Source organism: Acinetobacter sp. SFD (assembly GCF_001647575.1).
Taxonomy (GTDB): Bacteria; Pseudomonadota; Gammaproteobacteria; order Pseudomonadales; family Moraxellaceae; genus Acinetobacter; species Acinetobacter pecorum.
This window is the reverse complement of the sequence record NZ_LSZJ01000004.1, coordinates 13,256-29,737: the sequence shown is the minus strand read 5'-3', so window position 1 is coordinate 29,737 and position 16,482 is coordinate 13,256. Positions and strand designations below refer to the sequence as shown.

The 16,482-nt window shown below is 43.5% G+C and carries 17 protein-coding genes; 8 read left to right on the top strand and 9 right to left on the bottom strand.

Features of this window, described 5'->3' with window-relative positions; genetic code table 11:
* The first annotated feature begins 18 nt into the window (after positions 1 to 18).
* The 7 genes from AY605_RS04685 (at position 19) to AY605_RS04655 (ending at position 5,586) form a co-directional block, all read left to right on the top strand.
* A complete protein-coding gene (locus AY605_RS04685) occupies positions 19 to 432 on the top strand; it encodes an HIT family protein (protein WP_064095308.1) in 414 nt (137 codons plus the stop codon).
* A 313-nt stretch (positions 433 to 745) separates the two neighbouring features.
* Entirely contained in the window at positions 746 to 1,798 is a 1,053-nt protein-coding gene (locus AY605_RS04680; protein WP_064095307.1) for a porin, read from the top strand.
* Between the two features lie 435 nt (positions 1,799 to 2,233).
* Positions 2,234 to 2,425 (top strand): cytochrome oxidase putative small subunit CydP, encoded by a 192-nt coding sequence (cydP, locus tag AY605_RS04675; protein ID WP_004645265.1) that lies wholly within the window; start codon positions 2,234 to 2,236, stop codon positions 2,423 to 2,425.
* Positions 2,425 to 4,011: a cytochrome ubiquinol oxidase subunit I gene (locus AY605_RS04670; protein ID WP_064095306.1), complete on the top strand. Its 1,587-nt coding sequence runs from the start codon at positions 2,425 to 2,427 to the stop codon at positions 4,009 to 4,011. The genes cydP and AY605_RS04670 overlap by 1 nt, the downstream gene beginning before the upstream one ends.
* Positions 4,008 to 5,153 carry a cytochrome d ubiquinol oxidase subunit II gene (gene cydB, locus AY605_RS04665; protein WP_064095305.1) on the top strand — a complete coding sequence of 382 codons (1,146 nt, stop codon included), beginning with the start codon at positions 4,008 to 4,010 and terminating at the stop codon, positions 5,151 to 5,153. The genes AY605_RS04670 and cydB overlap by 4 nt, the downstream gene beginning before the upstream one ends.
* Positions 5,154 to 5,178: 25 nt before the next feature.
* Positions 5,179 to 5,280: a cytochrome bd-I oxidase subunit CydX gene (cydX, locus tag AY605_RS04660; RefSeq protein WP_004278713.1), complete on the top strand. Its 102-nt coding sequence runs from the start codon at positions 5,179 to 5,181 to the stop codon at positions 5,278 to 5,280.
* 3 nt (positions 5,281 to 5,283) lie between these two features.
* Positions 5,284 to 5,586 carry a cyd operon YbgE family protein gene (locus AY605_RS04655; protein ID WP_064095304.1) on the top strand — a complete coding sequence of 101 codons (303 nt, stop codon included), beginning with the start codon at positions 5,284 to 5,286 and terminating at the stop codon, positions 5,584 to 5,586.
* Between the two features lie 152 nt (positions 5,587 to 5,738).
* Here the strand turns inward: AY605_RS04655 and rodA are convergent, their stop codons facing one another.
* The 6 genes from rodA to AY605_RS04625 form a co-directional block, all read right to left on the bottom strand.
* Positions 5,739 to 6,878 (bottom strand): rod shape-determining protein RodA, encoded by a 1,140-nt coding sequence (gene rodA, locus AY605_RS04650; protein ID WP_064095303.1) that lies wholly within the window; start codon positions 6,876 to 6,878, stop codon positions 5,739 to 5,741.
* A 113-nt stretch (positions 6,879 to 6,991) separates the two neighbouring features.
* Positions 6,992 to 7,705 carry a 2-C-methyl-D-erythritol 4-phosphate cytidylyltransferase gene (gene ispD / locus AY605_RS04645; protein WP_064095302.1) on the bottom strand — a complete coding sequence of 238 codons (714 nt, stop codon included), beginning with the start codon at positions 7,703 to 7,705 and terminating at the stop codon, positions 6,992 to 6,994.
* On the bottom strand, positions 7,674 to 8,069 hold the full coding sequence (ftsB, locus tag AY605_RS04640; protein ID WP_081406324.1) for a cell division protein FtsB: 396 nt from the start codon (positions 8,067 to 8,069) through the stop codon (positions 7,674 to 7,676). Before ftsB ends, ispD begins: the two co-directional genes overlap by 32 nt.
* 7 nt (positions 8,070 to 8,076) lie before the next feature.
* Positions 8,077 to 9,366, bottom strand: coding sequence for a phosphopyruvate hydratase (gene eno, locus AY605_RS04635; protein WP_064095300.1), 1,290 nt, complete (start codon positions 9,364 to 9,366; stop codon positions 8,077 to 8,079).
* Between the two features lie 45 nt (positions 9,367 to 9,411).
* Positions 9,412 to 10,269 (bottom strand): 3-deoxy-8-phosphooctulonate synthase, encoded by an 858-nt coding sequence (kdsA, locus tag AY605_RS04630; RefSeq protein WP_064095299.1) that lies wholly within the window; start codon positions 10,267 to 10,269, stop codon positions 9,412 to 9,414.
* A gap of 31 nt (positions 10,270 to 10,300) precedes the next feature.
* Complete coding sequence (locus tag AY605_RS04625; protein ID WP_064095298.1) at positions 10,301 to 11,941, bottom strand: CTP synthase; 1,641 nt, start codon at positions 11,939 to 11,941, stop codon at positions 10,301 to 10,303.
* A gap of 225 nt (positions 11,942 to 12,166) precedes the next feature.
* Between AY605_RS04625 and AY605_RS04620 the strand changes: the two genes are divergently transcribed.
* The gene (locus tag AY605_RS04620; protein WP_212839203.1) at positions 12,167 to 12,604 is read left to right on the top strand and encodes a hypothetical protein; all 438 of its coding nucleotides are present in this window, start codon (positions 12,167 to 12,169) and stop codon (positions 12,602 to 12,604) included.
* Between the two features lie 57 nt (positions 12,605 to 12,661).
* Here AY605_RS04620 and AY605_RS04615 read toward each other — a convergent pair whose 3' ends face one another.
* From AY605_RS04615 to AY605_RS04605, 3 genes are all read right to left on the bottom strand, one after another.
* Entirely contained in the window at positions 12,662 to 13,774 is a 1,113-nt protein-coding gene (locus AY605_RS04615) for a YheT family hydrolase (protein ID WP_064095296.1), read from the bottom strand.
* A 70-nt stretch (positions 13,775 to 13,844) separates the two neighbouring features.
* The gene (locus tag AY605_RS04610) at positions 13,845 to 14,255 is read right to left on the bottom strand and encodes a nuclear transport factor 2 family protein (RefSeq protein WP_064095295.1); all 411 of its coding nucleotides are present in this window, start codon (positions 14,253 to 14,255) and stop codon (positions 13,845 to 13,847) included.
* A gap of 155 nt (positions 14,256 to 14,410) precedes the next feature.
* Positions 14,411 to 16,435: an NADPH-dependent 2,4-dienoyl-CoA reductase gene (locus AY605_RS04605; RefSeq protein WP_064095294.1), complete on the bottom strand. Its 2,025-nt coding sequence runs from the start codon at positions 16,433 to 16,435 to the stop codon at positions 14,411 to 14,413.
* Between the last annotated feature and the right edge of the window lie 47 nt (positions 16,436 to 16,482).

The following is a 16,482-nucleotide window of genomic DNA, read 5'->3' as shown; positions in this document are numbered from 1 at the left end:
CGCTCAAGGAATGTACTTATGACTTATGATGATCAGAATATTTTTGCACGAATTCTACGCGGTGAACTTCCTGCGATAAAAGTGTATGAAGATGACCAAGTTCTTGCATTTATGGACATCATGCCTCAGGCAGACGGTCATACACTGGTAGTTCCGAAGACTCCTGCAATCACTTTACTGGATTTGCCACCTGAAGCGGCTGCTTATACGATTCAGATCGTACAGAAAGTTGCAAAAGCCATTGAAAAAGGTTTAGGGGTAGATGGCATCGTACTGATGCAGTTATCTGGCGCTGCAGCGGGTCAGACGGTACCGCATATACATTTTCATCTGGTGCCAACCTCTTTACACAATCTTGGCAAACATGCTGTGCAGATGGGCGATCAGGAAAAAATCAAAGCCTTGGCCGAGAAAATCAAAGCTGCCCTTTAAGAAATTCTTAACATCCAAAAATGGAGCTTCGGCTCCATTTTTTTCGCCCTCATCGTGCATTTTAATTTACGCTTTAGAAAAGCTGATAAAAAATACCAAGACAAAATTTTGAATAGTAATAATTTTTAGAACACAAATTCGCCCATCCTCAATGTTCTTACAAAACGAAACATTTAATAGATTTGAAATATTTCCTTAATCTTACTGTCTTATTTGTAATTAATACTTAGCACCAATACAGGACGGTAGCAAAATTTAACAAAGCTACCACAACACCTTTGTTAGGACCAAAAAAGTCTTATTGGAGCTACACATGAAAAAAACTCTTTGCGCATTAGCAGTTGGGGCAACAATTTTAACACCGGTCATGGCAGCTGCTGCTGATGTTAAAGTGTATGGTCGCGCACACGTTTCTTTAGATTATCTGGATGATGGTGCAGATTATAATGAAGTGGGGCTTTCTTCAAATTCTTCACGCTTAGGCTTTAAAGCTGAACAAGAATTAGAAAACGGAATGACTGTTTTTGCTCAAATTGAACAAGAAATTAACTTTTCTAGTGGTTCTGCAAATGATGATCTCGAATTTGCAACCCGCGATACTTTTGTCGGTTTAAAAGGTGACTTTGGTCAAGCACGTGTAGGTCGCTTTGACAGCCCGTTTAAAGTTGCACGTGGCCCGGTCAATTTTTTTGGTGACATGGTTGGTGATATTCGTAATGTCACCCGCGCTGGCAACTTACGTTTTGATGAACGTAATGCCAATACGATTGAATATAAATCACCTAAATTTGCTGGCGGTTTCAATGTGTTGGGGGCTTTGTCACTTCATGAAGCAAATAGCCCGGACGCCACTAAAGATGGCGCTAAAGACAAAGACAAGGCATACGACCTCGCTTTAACCTATAAAGAAGGTAAAGTTGATTTCGCCGCTGCATATGAACATTACGAAGAAGAAGCTGCCCGTGGTGAGCGCGATGGTTTCCGTATCGCAGGTGCTTACAAAATCACACCTGAATTCAACCTGGGTGGTTTATACCAATTCCTTCAACACGATAACTCTGAAGCAAACCCAGATGCACAAGTATTTGGTGTAGCCGGTGAATATAAATTTGCACCAAAAACCTCATTCCGTGGTGAAGTATTCCACCGCGATGTCGATGCTGATGATGCGAATGCAACTTTGCTGGCAATCGGACTTGAGCACCGTTTAGATCCAACAGTTCGCATTTATGGCAACATAGCAACTGTACTAAATGATGAAAACTCAAACCTTACCCCTTGGGCACAAGGTCGTACCAATACTGTAGGTGGAGTACGCGGTGAAGACAGTTTAGGACTTTCCCTAGGCATGCGTTACGACTTCTAAGTCCAGTCCCCCTCACAAAGCTTAAAAAGAACATGCCTCCAGCATGTTCTTTTTTTGGCGTGTTTTTTATCAATATAAAATGATGTGAAAGATTGTGACATTGATATTCACCCCTTATAAAACCAACCAAAATAGTTTGATTAATTTTATTCTTTATTTTAAAACCAAGCATTTTAATCAGATTAAAAAGTATTAATCCAACTAAAACAATCTACATTCGAATATATAAATATAAGCATTTTAGTCGGATTTAAAAACCAATAAAATTACATAAAATAATAAAAAATATTTAGAATAAATTTTAACTCATATAAATATATATTTATTATTTTCAAATACTTATAAATATATATTTATTTAAACTGTATCGTCTATTTATTTTTTAGTTACAATAGATTAATAATATACAACAAGTCATATAACAGGCTTAGTCGAATGAGCTTAGTTCCCAAAAATCTAAACCAGAGAGTGGTTAGAGAAATAACCGCCATTTTAATTATCAAGGTTATTTTACTAATGATAATTAAAAATATCTGGTTTGATGCGCCTACGATTCCTAAAAATTTTGATAACCAAGTCGCCGAGCGTATCGCCGGCAATCCTTCCCAAATCCAGGAGACACGTTGATGATTTCTGAAAGCGTGGTCGATCTCTCGCGGTTCCAGTTCGCCATGACCGCGATGTATCACTTTATTTTTGTTCCACTGACGCTAGGTCTGGCATTTCTGCTTGCCATTATGGAAACCACCTATGTGATTTCCGGCAAAGAAATCTATAAAGACATGACCAAGTTCTGGGGAAAACTGTTTGGTATTAACTTTGCCTTAGGGGTAACCACCGGCCTGACCATGGAGTTCCAGTTCGGAACCAACTGGGCGTATTACTCGCATTATGTCGGTGATATTTTCGGTGCACCGCTGGCGATTGAAGGTTTGATGGCCTTCTTCCTTGAATCGACGTTTATTGGCTTGTTCTTCTTTGGTTGGGATCGTCTTTCCAAAGTGCAACATCTGGCCGTAACCTGGCTGGTAGCTTTAGGCTCGAACATGTCCGCACTCTGGATTCTGGTCGCCAATGGCTGGATGCAAAACCCGGTCGGTTCGGCATTTAACTATGAAACCATGCGTATGGAAATGGTGGACTTTGCTGCACTGATCTTTAACCCGGTCGCTCAGGTTAAATTTGTGCATACCGTATCTGCGGGTTATGTCACAGGTGCCATCTTCGTACTGGCTATTTCAAGTTACTACATGCTGAAAAAACGTGACCTGCCTTTTGCACGCCGTTCTTTTGCCATTGCAGCTATCTTTGGGCTTGCTTCTACACTTTCAGTGATTTTACTGGGTGATGAATCAGGTTATGAGCTGGGCGATGTACAAAAAACCAAACTGGCAGCAATTGAAGCAGAATGGGATACTCATCCTGCACCTGCGCCATTTACTTTGTTCGGTATCCCGAATAAGGAAACCATGACTACAGATTATGCAGTGAAAATTCCTTATGTGATGGGTCTGATTGCCACACGTTCTACTACAGAACAAGTCACAGGTATTAAGGACCTGCTGGTTCAGCATGAAGCGCGTATCCGCAATGGTATGGTGGCCTATTCGCAACTGGAAAAATTACGTGCTGGTGATCAGTCTCCAGAACTAAAAACCGCTTTTGAAGAAAGCCAAAAAGACTTAGGTTACGGTCTGCTTCTGAAAAAATACACGCCAAATGTCGTTGATGCCTCTGAAGAGCAAATCAAAGCAGCCGCTAAAGATACCATTCCACACGTACCAAGCCTGTTCTGGGCATTCCGTGCCATGGTGGCTTCTGGCTTCTTGATGCTACTTCTATTTGCACTGGCAACTTTTGCGGTAGCAAAACGTAATGCTGAAAACAAACCATGGTTATTGAAATTTGCTTTATTTGCACTGCCTTTACCTTGGGTTGCTGCGCAAACTGGCTGGTATGTAGCAGAAGTAGGTCGTCAACCATGGACTATTGGTGAGGTATTACCGACGCATCTTTCAGCATCAAGCTTAAGCACAGGTGATGTCTGGGGTTCAATCCTTGCATTGGCAGCATTCTATACCGTGTTACTGATTATCGAGATGTATCTGATGATCAAGTTCTCACGTCTTGGCCCAAGCTCACTGCATACTGGTAAATACCATTTTGAAAAGCTTGCAGCTGCAGAAAAGTCAAATGGGGAGACTCAAGCATGATCGAATATGAATTATTAAAAATCATTTGGTGGGTGCTGGTCGGCGTATTGCTGATTGGCTTTGCCCTCACCGACGGCTTCGATATGGGCTCCATGGCGATCATGCCATTTGTGGGCAAAAATGATAGCGAGCGCCGTGCAGCGATCAATACCATTGCGCCGCACTGGGACGGTAATCAGGTCTGGTTTATTACTGCCGGCGGTGCGTTATTCGCTGCCTGGCCAATGGTCTATGCAACTGCCTTCTCCGGCATGTACTGGGCCCTGCTACTGGTCCTGTTTGCCCTGTTTCTGCGTCCGGTTGGCTTTGACTATCGCTCAAAGCTGGAAAATACCAAATGGCGCAATTCATGGGACTGGGGTCTAGCCATTGGCGGTGCAGTACCTGCCTTGGTTTTCGGTGTGGCATTCGGCAACATGTTCCTCGGTGTACCATTTACTTTAGATGAAACTGTACGTTCTACTTATACTGGTAGCTTCTTTGCCCTGCTTAATCCGTTTGCAATTGTCTGTGGTCTGGTCAGCTTATCGATGCTGTGTGCACATGGTGGTGCATGGTTAATGCTGCGTACAGATGGTGACCTACGTCAGCGTTCTGCCAAAGCAACACAAATCATGGGTCTGGTTTATCTGGTTACCTTCCTGGCTGCAGGCGCTTGGCTGTACTTTGGTGGTATTCAAGGCTATACCCTAGTTACACCTTTTGATACCAATGGTGTTGCTAATCCGCTCGCAAAAGAAGTATTGACCAATGCCAATCCAGGCTGGATGAACAACTATTCGACTTATCCAATCACGAGGGCAGCGCCTATTGCCGGAATTTTGGGTGGCTTGATCATTGTCTTGGCAGCAGGTAAAAACAAAGCAGGCTTGAGCTTCCTAGGTTCATCTCTGGCTGTCATCGGTGCCATCCTGACTGCCGGTTTTGCCCTGTTCCCTTTCCTGATGCCTTCAAGCATTAACCCGGTTGCAAGTCTGACTATGTGGGATGCGGTATCTAGTAAAAATACCTTAACCGTTATGACCGTTGCTGCCTGTATCTTTGTTCCACTGATCCTCATCTATACCACCTGGTGTTATTACAAGATGTGGGGCGTGATTACCAACAAACACATTGAAGATAATTCACATAGCCTGTACTAAGGCTATGTCTTAAGGAGAGACAACTATGTGGTATTTTGCTTGGATTCTGGGTGTACTGATGGCGTGTTTTGCCAGTGTAATTGCTGCCATTTACATGGAACAACATCAAGACCTGGATGAGGAATAAAACATGACCGAAGCTGCGCTTGAGAAAACCGTTGTAGACAAGAAACCAAACAAATTTGCGATGATGATTTCCTGCCTCCTGGCTTTTCCTCTCGCAGCCGTGTTATTGGTTCATCCTTCCGCAATGCTGGATGCCAATGGTGAATATAGCCATAGTGCCATGATGTATATTATGATTGGTATTTCTGGAGGCTTTGTCCATGGTGTGGGCTTTATGCCGCGCCACTGGTTCTGGAAATGGCTGTTTAGTCCATTTTTAGCCTGGCCTTTAATGATCTGGGGCTATTACACCTGGTTTTTCAGTTAAAGTATTAAATTAAAAAAGCCCTCAAATGAGGGCTTTTTTAATTTAATACGAGTTCTAGAATATTCTTTTTTTCTTCTGGCCCAACTGGATTTTTAAAACAACTTATCTTAAGTCTATAAGAAAGCCGGAAAAAGTCCAACTTTTAGAATAATTTATCGATGGGTATGAATCGACATCACAATGCCCATCCCGGCCAGCATGGAAATCACTGCCGTTCCACCATAACTCATCAGCGGCAATGGATCTCCGGTCACAGGTAAAATCCCGCTCACCATGCCTGAGTTTAAAAATACAAAGAAGAAGAAAGTCAGTCCCATGGCTCCAGCATATAAACGGCCAAAGTTATGAAAGCTGTTTAAACCAATCATCAAACAGCGAATAATAATGGCAGTGAATAAACTGAACAGCAGGAAAACACCAATAAAACCGAATTCTTCGGCATAGGTCGACATAATAAAGTCAGTATGATGTTCAGGGAGATAACCCAAATGCGATTGCGTACCTTCAGTATAGCCTTTACCTGTGGAACCGCCTGAACCAATGGCGATTTTGGACTGGATAATATTCCAGCCCGCGCCCAAGGCATCTGACTCCGGATCGAACAACGTGGTGATACGTTTTTTTTGATATTCCTGTAGTACGAACATCCATGCAGCCGGAGCTGCCACGGCTACTGCCGCCGCTGCACCACCAATCAGACGCCACGACATCCCACTTAAAAATAGAACAAAAATACCGGGAATCACCAAACCAATATTCAAATCAGGCTGAAGTGCCACTAAAACAAATGGTATCCCCAATAAAATCAAAGCCCCGACAATATGCAAAAATTTGGGAGGAAACGGCTTGCGTGCAAAATACCAGGCCATCATCAAAGGCATCGCAAATTTCATCACCTCACTCGGTTGCATACTTCCTACCCCTGGCAAGGTAATCCAGCGGGTTGCACCTAAACGTTTTTCACCAATCACAAAGACCAGAAGCAGCATGAATATTCCGAAGGCATACAGGTATGGACTAATCGCCTGATAGACTTTCGGTGGAATCTGCGCACAGATAAACAGCAGCACAAAGCCAATTCCGAAACTGATCGCCTGACGCACCACCATGCCAGAGTCTTCGGAGGTCGCGCTATACACCACCATTAAACCCAGGATTGCATTCAGAATCAGAAAGCACAATAACCACGGATCAAGGTGCAACTTGGTCCATCGAGATGAATCTTGCGGGTTAATACTACGTCCATCACGCAAAGAATGACGTAAAAACCGATACTGCTGTGAAGGTATCATTGGCCAGAAGGTGAAAAAAGAATGATGGCAAAATTATAAGTGAAAGCCATAGGGAATAGATCGCCATAGCCAGATTTATTCTGCTTTTATTTAAATTTTATTTGAATACATTTTTACGCCTGAGCTTGTAAAATCAGCCTGGCGAGTTCCAGATCATCCGGATAAGTAATTTTAATATTATCAGAACGCCCTTGAACTACACTCACCTGCTCACCAATATGCTCCAGTGCGCTGGCTTCATCGGTAATGGTTGCACCATTTTTCAACGCCTGTTGAATGGCGCGCTTCAAGACTCCCAGTTTCGCCATTTGTGGGGTTTGTGCTTGCCAGAGCATCGAGCGATCGACCGTTTCCTCAATATCAGAACCAGTCATGACCCGTTTCAGGGTATCTCGTACCGGAATCGCCAAAATTGCAGCCTGATCCTTGGTCATCGCCGCATTGACTAACTGCTGAAGACAATCCTGACTGACACACGGACGCGCCGCATCATGGACCAGCACCCAGTCATCTTCAGAAGTGATTTGAGATAAATAAATCAATGCATTCAATACAGAGTTCACCCGCTCGGCACCACCCTGACAAAAATGGGCCTTCTCCAGACTGGAAAATGGCAGGGTTTTCGCCACGTTATCCTGTTCACCAATCGCCAGAACATAACCCGCCAAAGGCAGTTGATTTAGACGTGCCACCGTATGTTCAAGAACTGTCTGCTCCTGAATCATCTGGTATTGTTTCAGCTCTGTTTTAGAGAAACGGCTACCGGAACCTGCAGCTGGAAGAATGGCCCAAAGTTTAGGGTGTGGTTGGTACTTCAGCTGACTCATTGGTTCGCAGGTCTACTTTAGAATTGGGATTAAGATAGATCGGTTTATATTGGGTGCTGATGGTACTCATTTGAACAAAAGTTTCATGAGGCTTAATCAGGCCAAGATCTAAACGTGCATGCTCTTCGATGGCTTCAATACCATTCTTCAAATCATAGACTTCTGCTGCGAGAACGCGATTACGTTCTTTTAGCTCTTCATTTAATTCTACTTGTTGCTGGATTTTCTGGGTCAGTTGCTGATGATCATGATAACCACCTTCACCAAACCAGTATAAATATTGAAACCCTGCGATCAGAACGATCGCAAGGCCCAACAGTACTTTACTCATCAAAGAGTCGAATACATTTAATAACATTGACATAAGTCGCTTAGTTCAAACCCTTGAACTCAGCTTTACCGCGATATGCAGCATGAGTCAATTCTTCAATGCGAAGTAATTGATTATATTTCGCTACACGGTCAGAACGGCAAAGTGAACCAGTCTTGATTTGACCCGCTGCTGTACCCACTGCAAGATCTGCAATCGTTGAATCTTCAGTTTCGCCTGAACGGTGAGAAATCACTGTAGAGTAACCATTTGCTTTCGCAAGATAGATTGCATCTAGAGTTTCAGTCAAGGTACCGATCTGGTTGTATTTGATCAGAATCGAGTTAGCGACTTTCTCATTGATACCACGTTGCAGGATTTTCGGATTCGTTACAAACAAATCATCACCCACCAACTGGATCTTGTCGCCAAGGATAGAAGTCAGGTAAGACCAGCCTTCCCAGTCAGATTCATCCAGACCATCTTCGATTGAGATGATTGGGTACTGGTTCACAAGACCAGCAAGGTAGTCAGAGAACTGGTTGCTTGTGAATGCTTTGTTGCCTTCACCTGCAAGGATATACTGACCATCTTTGTAGAATTCTGAAGATGCACAGTCAAGCGCAAGCATAATGTCAGAACCAGCTTTATAGCCAGTTTTTTCAATTGCTTCAAGAATAACAGTGATCGCTTCTTCATTTGAACGTAAGTTTGGTGCGAAACCACCTTCATCACCAACTGCAGTATTTAAACCTTGTTTTTTAAGTACTGATTTCAAAGAATGGAAGATTTCAGCACCTGCACGTAACGCTTCAGAGAATGAAGTGAAGCCCACTGGCTCAATCATAAACTCTTGAATGTCAACGTTGTTGTCTGCGTGTGAACCACCATTCAGGATGTTCATCATTGGAACAGGCATGGTTAAAATGCTGTTATTACGAAGGTCTGCGATGTATTGGAAAAGTGGAACTTTCTTTTCTTCAGCAGCAGCACGCGCAGCAGCAAGAGAAACTGCCAAAGTTGCGTTTGCACCTAGTTTTTCTTTATTTTCAGTACCATCAAGCGCGATCATCGTGTGATCAATGTCTTTTTGCTCGAATACTGACTTACCAATTAACGCTTCACGAATCAACGTGTTTACGTTGTTCACCGCAGTTTTAACGCCTTTACCCAAGTAACGCGCTTTATCGCCATCACGAAGTTCTAAAGCTTCACGAGAACCAGTTGAAGCACCAGATGGTGCACATGCACGGCCAACTACGCCAGATGCTAAGATAACGTCTGCTTCGATGGTTGGGTTACCACGAGAGTCCAAAATTTCACGTGCACGAATGTCAACGATTTGACTCATGAACAATTCCTCAGTTGATTGAATAACAGGATGCTTAAAACTGCATCAATGGGTATCTAATTTTTCAAATCCTTTCACTAAAGTATCCAGCTCTTTGAGTTGAGCGAGGAATGGCTCTAGTTGAGATAAACGCAAGGCACAAGGACCATCACATTTTGCCACATCCGGATTTGGATGGGCTTCCAGGAACAAACCTGCAAGACCTGTTGCCATACCGGCACGTGCCAGTGTAGTAATCTGGGCACGACGACCGCCGGCAGAGTCAGCACGACCGCCTGGCGTCTGTAAGGCATGGGTGACATCAAAGAATACTGGCACATTCATTTCTTTCATGACGTCGAAGCCCAACATGTCTACAACCAGATTGTTATAGCCAAATGATGAACCGCGTTCACAAAGAATCAGCTTGTCATTTCCCGCTTCCAGACACTTATGCAGAATATGGCGCATTTCGTGCGGAGCCAGGAACTGGGCTTTTTTGATGTTGATGATGGCATCCGTTTTTGCCATCGCTTCAACCAGGTCAGTCTGACGACTTAAGAATGCAGGAAGCTGGATAATGTCAGCAACTTCCGCCACAGGAGCTGCCTGATACGGCTCATGTACATCAGTGATGATTGGCACATTAAAATGTTTTTTAATGTCAGCTAACCACTCGATTCCTTTTTCCAGGCCAGGCCCACGGAATGAGTTAAGGCTTGAACGGTTGGCTTTATCAAAACTTGCTTTAAAGACATATGGAATATCTAGACGTTTGCAGATATCAACATAAGTTTCTGCAATTTCAAAAGCCAGGTCTTTAGACTCGAGTACGTTCATGCCGCCGAATAGTACAAATGGCAAGTGGTTTGCCATTTGTATATCGCCTAAACGTACAATTTCTTGTGGTTTTAATTGTGACATTTAAACTTCCTAGTTGTGTCTTAAACTCGCATTATTTGGTTTTTTGGTACTGCTTTTTTGCAGCATCAATGAAACTGGCAAATAATGGATGTCCATCACGTGGCGAGCTGGTAAATTCCGGGTGGAATTGTACTGCAATAAACCAAGGATGTGCAGGAATTTCAACAGTTTCTACCAGATGTTGTACCGGAGAATAACCAGAAATCTTCATGCCTTTTTCTTCCAGCACAGGAATATAACGGTTATTCATCTCGTAACGGTGACGGTGACGCTCGATGATTTCTTCAGAACCATAAACTTCTGCAGTTTTAGTTCCTGCAACCAGTTCAGATTTTTGCGCACCTAGACGCATCGTGCCGCCAAGGTCAGAATCCGCAGAACGTTGCTGAACTTCACCGCGCTCATCTAGCCATTCAGTAATCAGACCAATCAATGGAGATTTGGTTGAACGGTTAAATTCAGTCGAGGTCGCGTCTGCAATACCCGCAACATTACGTGCGTATTCGATCACAGCCAACTGCATACCCAAGCAAATACCGAGGAACGGCACACCGTTCTCACGTGCGAACTGAATCGCCTGCATCTTGCCTTCAGTACCGCGCTCACCGAAACCACCTGGAACCAGAATCGCATCAGCATCTTTCAATACCTCTGCTACTTCTTGGCTTTCAAGCTCTTCAGCGTTTACGTAGTCAATCTGAACTTTCACACGGTTTTGAATACCCGCATGTAGAAGTGCCTCATTTACTGACTTATAGGCATCTGGAAGTTCAACGTATTTACCAACCATTGCCACACGAACCGTGTATTCAGGGTTTAGTAAAGCTTCTACCACGTTATCCCAATCTGTTAAATCAGCTTCAGGAAGATCGTTAAAGCCAAAACGCTCACAGATTAAATCATCAACATTTTGTTCGTAGAATGTACGTGGAATCTGATAGATCGAACGTGCATCTTTACATACCACAACGGCACGTGCTTCAACGTTGGTAAATAATGCAATCTTACGCGTTGTATCGGCATCTACATCGTACTCTGTACGACAGATCAGAATGTCTGGCTGAATACCAATCGACAGGAGTTCTTTAACAGAGTGCTGTGTTGGTTTGGTTTTTAATTCTGCTGCAGACTTAATGTATGGGAGTAACGTTAAGTGCATTAACATGGTACGTTTATGACCAAGTTCAACCATCAACTGACGTACAGATTCCATGAATGGGAGAGATTCAATGTCACCTACAGTACCGCCGATCTCTACGATCGCAACGTCATAACCTTCGCCTGCACGAAGTACACGCTCTTTGATATTGTCAGTAATGTGTGGAATAACTTGCACAGTACCGCCTAGATAGTCACCACGGCGTTCTTTGTTCAGAACATCCTGGTAAACACGGCCTGAGGTGAAGTTATTTAGTTTGGTCATTTTCGCACGACGCAAGAAACGTTCGTAGTAACCCAAGTCTAAGTCTGTTTCAGCACCATCTTCTGTAACAAAAACTTCACCATGCTGGAATGGGCTCATTGTCCCTGGATCGACATTAATGTATGGATCCATTTTTACCATGGTCACTTTTAAACCACGAGCTTCTAAAAGTGCAGCAACAGAAGCAGCTGAAATACCTTTACCTAGTGATGAAACTACACCACCAGTAACGAAAATAAAATGGGTCATTGGGTTTCTCGTACAATCGAGCCTAAATCGGCCTGCAATGTTGCGCAATTTTACTTTACCTTGTACCTAGAAAGCAAAGTCAATCCGCATCAATTCAAAGAACAATAAACAATTGACTATTCTAACAGCAATTCCCCTAAAAAATTACAGTAAGTTCATATGATTTCTATCTTGCATTTTGCTGCTATAATGGTGTATCCCCTCCACACTTTTATGTTTGATGCAATGATGATGAAGAAACTTTTAATCTCCACCCTAATCCTGACTGGCCTGACATTAACTGCGTGTGTAAAAAAAGAAGCACCAAAAGAAGAAGAACAAGTAGAAGTTGCTCCAGCATCAGAAATCTCAACTCCAGAACCGGTACAATTTGAACAGCTTGATCCGGTAGTTGTAGAAGAAGAAGTCATTGAAGAAGCGGTGCCAACGGTTGAAATTCAACGTGAGCAAACTGAAAACACAACAACTGAAATCCGCCGTGAAATCAAAAAGCCGGAAACTAGCGAGCCAACACCAGTTAAGGAAACCAGTGAAGAGCCTGTTTCAAAACCTGCTTCAACTGCACCTGCACCTGCACCTAAAACCAATTCTGACCCAGAAAACAAGTCTGAAGATGATGCAGTTGCTGATGCGATTGCCGCAGCAATGCCAGCACTTAACTAATTACAAGATCATTCATCAAAAAAACCCAGCATTTGCTGGGTTTTTTATTAAGACTTTTTAGGCAGATGCCTGTACTTGCGTACGAGATAAATGAATCAGGTAATCTGCCATCAGACGAGTGGCCCATGATTCGGTTTGCATCAAGCCTTGATAAAAACCGCAATGACTGCCTCTTTTAGTGGTAATCACGACAATATTCGGCATGGCTCTGATTTTATCCTTATGAGGCTCCAGATTCCGGATATTACAAACCGGATCATCCTCCGAATTCAAAATCATCAATGGAATTTTGACATTTTCAAAGACGTAGATAGGATTGGTGGCTTGCGTATAACTCACATAATCTTTAAATCCGGCCAGCTCAAAATAGAGTCGTTCAAACTCGGATAGATCTTTAACTTCCAGTAATCTTTTCCAGCTCGGACAGACTTGCCAGGTTTCCTGATAAGGCTGGATAAAACGCTTAATCAGTTTTTTGGTCATGACCTTACTATAAAATGGATGGACATAATCGAATCCCGTTTCCATGTCATAGCCTGGACACAAGGCAAATGCGGCTTTTAATGGTGTCTGTTCGCCTTCTTCGCCGAGATAACGGACAAGCAAACCTGTACCGGCAGATGAGCCAACCCCATAAAGATCGGATTGAGGAAATTTATCCTGGATATAAAGCAACTGTTCCCGCAAGTCTTGGGTCGAACCAAAAAGATTCATTTTAGGGACAGGCATTGGCAGGTGGGCATGGCCACGGCGTAAGCATAAAGCCACGCGCCAACCGGTATATTTATGCAGATCCCGTACCAGTTCCCGCATTGACTCAGGAGAACCGGTTATCGTATGCAATAAAACAATGGTAGGTGTATTTGCAGGAAGATCCAGACCATACCATGCAATACCGGTAATACCGCCATCTGACATTTTTAGCTGCTCAAGCAAATCATATCTCAGCTTGATGGTCCGTTTTTTTATCAGATCCAGATACAGAATATGTGCATGTGCATTGGCTAGCCATGGCGTAGGACGGTATTTCTGTTTAAGTTGTGGTAAATATTCAATTAATCCTGAAAAAATACCATTCGGATTGTAATAGAGGGTCGGCTGATCTGCTCCACTGAAGCGATCCAGATATTCACTGGAAAGCTGACCCATTTTTTTAAGCAACATTTTCATCTGTCATCCCCTCTAGCGTTACTAGCTGTGATTTACAAATTTCATGCCGACTTGATATCAATAATTCGAATTAAGTTTTAGCTTGGAATGACTGCATCCGTTGGCCCATATGTAAGGCTAAAGCTTCTAGTCCGGATTTAGGTCTAAGCATGACTTCAAAGTCAGTGATCTGACCTTCATCATCAAAATGAATCATGTCAACTCCTTTCAGTTTCTTATCGCCCACTTGAGCAGAAAACTCAAGTACGACATTGTTACCATCTTCACTGAAGAATTCACGGTGATAAGTGAAATTTTCAAAGACCTGAATTACATTGGACAGGATAAAGAATACCACCTGTTTTCCAGAATAAGGCTGAAAAGCCACTGGCGAACGAAACACCACATTTTCAGCAAGTAGCTCATTCAAGATCGACAGATCATCCTTTTCCAGCATCTCATGCCAGCGCGCAATGGACTTTCTTGTAGTTTCGATGGTCATTTTGGAGTCCTTTTTTTGATATTTTTTAATAGACGGGATTCCCCCTTTATTAAAGGTGAGAAGTACTGCTTCGCAAGGGGGATTTTTTATTATAAATCCGCTCCCTAACCCTCTCCTTTATTAAAGGAGAGGGAGGAAAGCGGGTTTTAATATTTTCAGATCACCGCAGCCAATTCAGCGCCCTGACGGATTGCGCGCTTGGCATCCAGCTCACCTGCTTCTTTCGCACCACCAATCAGATGAACACTTTTACCTGCCGCTTTCAATTCATCAAACATAGCAGTATAAGATTCCTGACCGGCGCAAATGATAATTTGATCGACCTCCAGCAACGCAGGTTTGTCATTTACAACAATATGTAAACCTTGATCATCAATTCTTTCATAACTTGCCCCTGCAATCATTTTTACATGACGGTGTTTCAAGCCTGTACGATGAATCCAACCGGTGGTTTTACCCAGACTGGAACCCACAGAAGCTGCTTTACGTTGCAACAAATAAATTTCACGCTGCGGTTGTTCTACATGGGCTGGTTTAAGTCCACCGACATTTTCATAGTCGGTATCGATCCCCCATTCATCATAGAATTTTTCCGGATTGACGCTACCACTTTCGGCACCATGGCTGAGAAGCTCGGCTGTATCAAAACCAATACCGCCTGCACCAATAATCGCGACACGCTGACCAACTGGTTTACGCTCTCTTAGTACGTCAAGATAAGACAGCACCTTAGGATGATCAATACCTGGGATATTAAGCTGACGCGGTGTTACCCCTGTTGCCACCACAATATCATCGAATTCTGCAGAAACCAGCTGCTCAAAAGTCGCCTTACGATTCAGCAATAACTTGATACGTGGTTGCAATTCAATCTGACGCTTAAAATAACGTAAAGTTTCATAAAACTCTTCCTTGCCTGGAATGGTTTTAGCGATATTGAACTGCCCACCGATCTGCGCAGCGGCTTCGAATATAGTTACATGATGACCACGATTCGCTGCATAAATAGCAAAACTTAAACCGGCCGGCCCTGCACCAATCACGGCAATATTTTTTGCTACATTGGTTTCTTTAAAAATTAGCTCGGTTTCATAACAGGCCCGCGGATTGACCAGACAGGTGGCAATTTTCATCGAGAAAATATGATCCAGACAGGCCTGGTTACAGCCGATACAGGTATTGATTTCATCGCTACGGCCCTGTTCAGCTTTTAATACAAACTCTGAGTCCGCCAGCATTGGACGAGCCATTGAGATCATATCAGCATCACCCGAAGCCAATACATACTCAGCCATTTCCGGTGTATTAATCCGGTTAGAGGTGATGAGCGGGACGCTTACCTGCCCTTTCAGCTTGCGTGTTACCCAGGTAAAGGCTGCCCGTGGTACTTTGGTGGCGATGGTCGGAATACGCGCTTCATGCCAGCCGATGCCGGTGTTGATAATGGTAGCACCCGCTTTTTCAATTGCCTTGGCCAGCTGAATCACTTCTTCTAATGTTGAACCACCTTCTACCAGATCCAGCATTGAAAGACGGTAAATGATAATAAAGTTCTTACCTACCATTTCACGGGTACGGCGCACGATTTCAATCGGGAAGCGAATCCGGTTTTCATAGCTGCCGCCCCATTCATCATCACGGTGGTTAGTACGTGCTGCGATAAATTCATTGATCAGGTAGCCTTCCGAACCCATGATTTCCACACCGTCATAACCAGCATACTGAGCCAGCTTGGCACAATTTGCGAAATCATCAATGGTCTGCTGCACTTCTGCAGAAGTCAAAGCATGCGGTTTGACCGGATTAATCGGTGCCTGAATCGGTGACGGCGCGACATTTTCTGCCTGATAGGAATATCGTCCGGTATGCAGGATCTGCATGGCAATTTTACCGCCAGCTTCATGCACTGCCTGCGTAATCACCTTATGCTTTTCAGCTTCTTCAACTGTATCAAGCTTGGATCCACCCTGAAAAGTCACTCCATGATCGTTTGGAGAAATTCCGCCGGTGACAATTAAAGCTACTCCACCTTTGGCACGCTCTGCATAAAAAGCAGCCATCCGATCATAACCACCCGGTGCTTCTTCCAAGCCCACATGCATAGAGCCCATTAGGACACGGTTTTTAAGCGTAGTAAAACCCAGATCCAGTGGGGCAAGTAAATTCGGATATTTAGACATTTCAACTCCCTAGCGTGCACACGTGCTGGCTATTTTTATTCAGGCTG

Excerpts from the sequence above, each read along its gene's own strand:
- ispD (WP_064095302.1), bottom strand. The coding sequence starts at position 7,705 with ATGAGTCAGCTGAAGTACCAACCACACCCTAAACTTTGGGCCATTCTT.
- cydP (WP_004645265.1), top strand. The coding sequence starts at position 2,234 with ATGAGCTTAGTTCCCAAAAATCTAAACCAGAGAGTGGTTAGAGAAATA.
- AY605_RS04605 (WP_064095294.1), bottom strand. The coding sequence starts at position 16,435 with ATGTCTAAATATCCGAATTTACTTGCCCCACTGGATCTGGGTTTTACT.
- AY605_RS04615 (WP_064095296.1), bottom strand. The coding sequence starts at position 13,774 with ATGAAAATGTTGCTTAAAAAAATGGGTCAGCTTTCCAGTGAATATCTG.
- kdsA (WP_064095299.1), bottom strand. The coding sequence starts at position 10,269 with ATGTCACAATTAAAACCACAAGAAATTGTACGTTTAGGCGATATACAA.
- AY605_RS04670 (WP_064095306.1), top strand. The coding sequence starts at position 2,425 with ATGATTTCTGAAAGCGTGGTCGATCTCTCGCGGTTCCAGTTCGCCATG.
- ftsB (WP_081406324.1), bottom strand. The coding sequence starts at position 8,069 with ATGTCAATGTTATTAAATGTATTCGACTCTTTGATGAGTAAAGTACTG.
- AY605_RS04680 (WP_064095307.1), top strand. The coding sequence starts at position 746 with ATGAAAAAAACTCTTTGCGCATTAGCAGTTGGGGCAACAATTTTAACA.
- AY605_RS04610 (WP_064095295.1), bottom strand. The coding sequence starts at position 14,255 with ATGACCATCGAAACTACAAGAAAGTCCATTGCGCGCTGGCATGAGATG.
- AY605_RS04685 (WP_064095308.1), top strand. The coding sequence starts at position 19 with ATGACTTATGATGATCAGAATATTTTTGCACGAATTCTACGCGGTGAA.
- rodA (WP_064095303.1), bottom strand. The coding sequence starts at position 6,878 with ATGATACCTTCACAGCAGTATCGGTTTTTACGTCATTCTTTGCGTGAT.
- cydB (WP_064095305.1), top strand. The coding sequence starts at position 4,008 with ATGATCGAATATGAATTATTAAAAATCATTTGGTGGGTGCTGGTCGGC.
- AY605_RS04625 (WP_064095298.1), bottom strand. The coding sequence starts at position 11,941 with ATGACCCATTTTATTTTCGTTACTGGTGGTGTAGTTTCATCACTAGGT.
- cydX (WP_004278713.1), top strand. The coding sequence starts at position 5,179 with ATGTGGTATTTTGCTTGGATTCTGGGTGTACTGATGGCGTGTTTTGCC.
- AY605_RS04620 (WP_212839203.1), top strand. The coding sequence starts at position 12,167 with ATGATGATGAAGAAACTTTTAATCTCCACCCTAATCCTGACTGGCCTG.
- eno (WP_064095300.1), bottom strand. The coding sequence starts at position 9,366 with ATGAGTCAAATCGTTGACATTCGTGCACGTGAAATTTTGGACTCTCGT.
- AY605_RS04655 (WP_064095304.1), top strand. The coding sequence starts at position 5,284 with ATGACCGAAGCTGCGCTTGAGAAAACCGTTGTAGACAAGAAACCAAAC.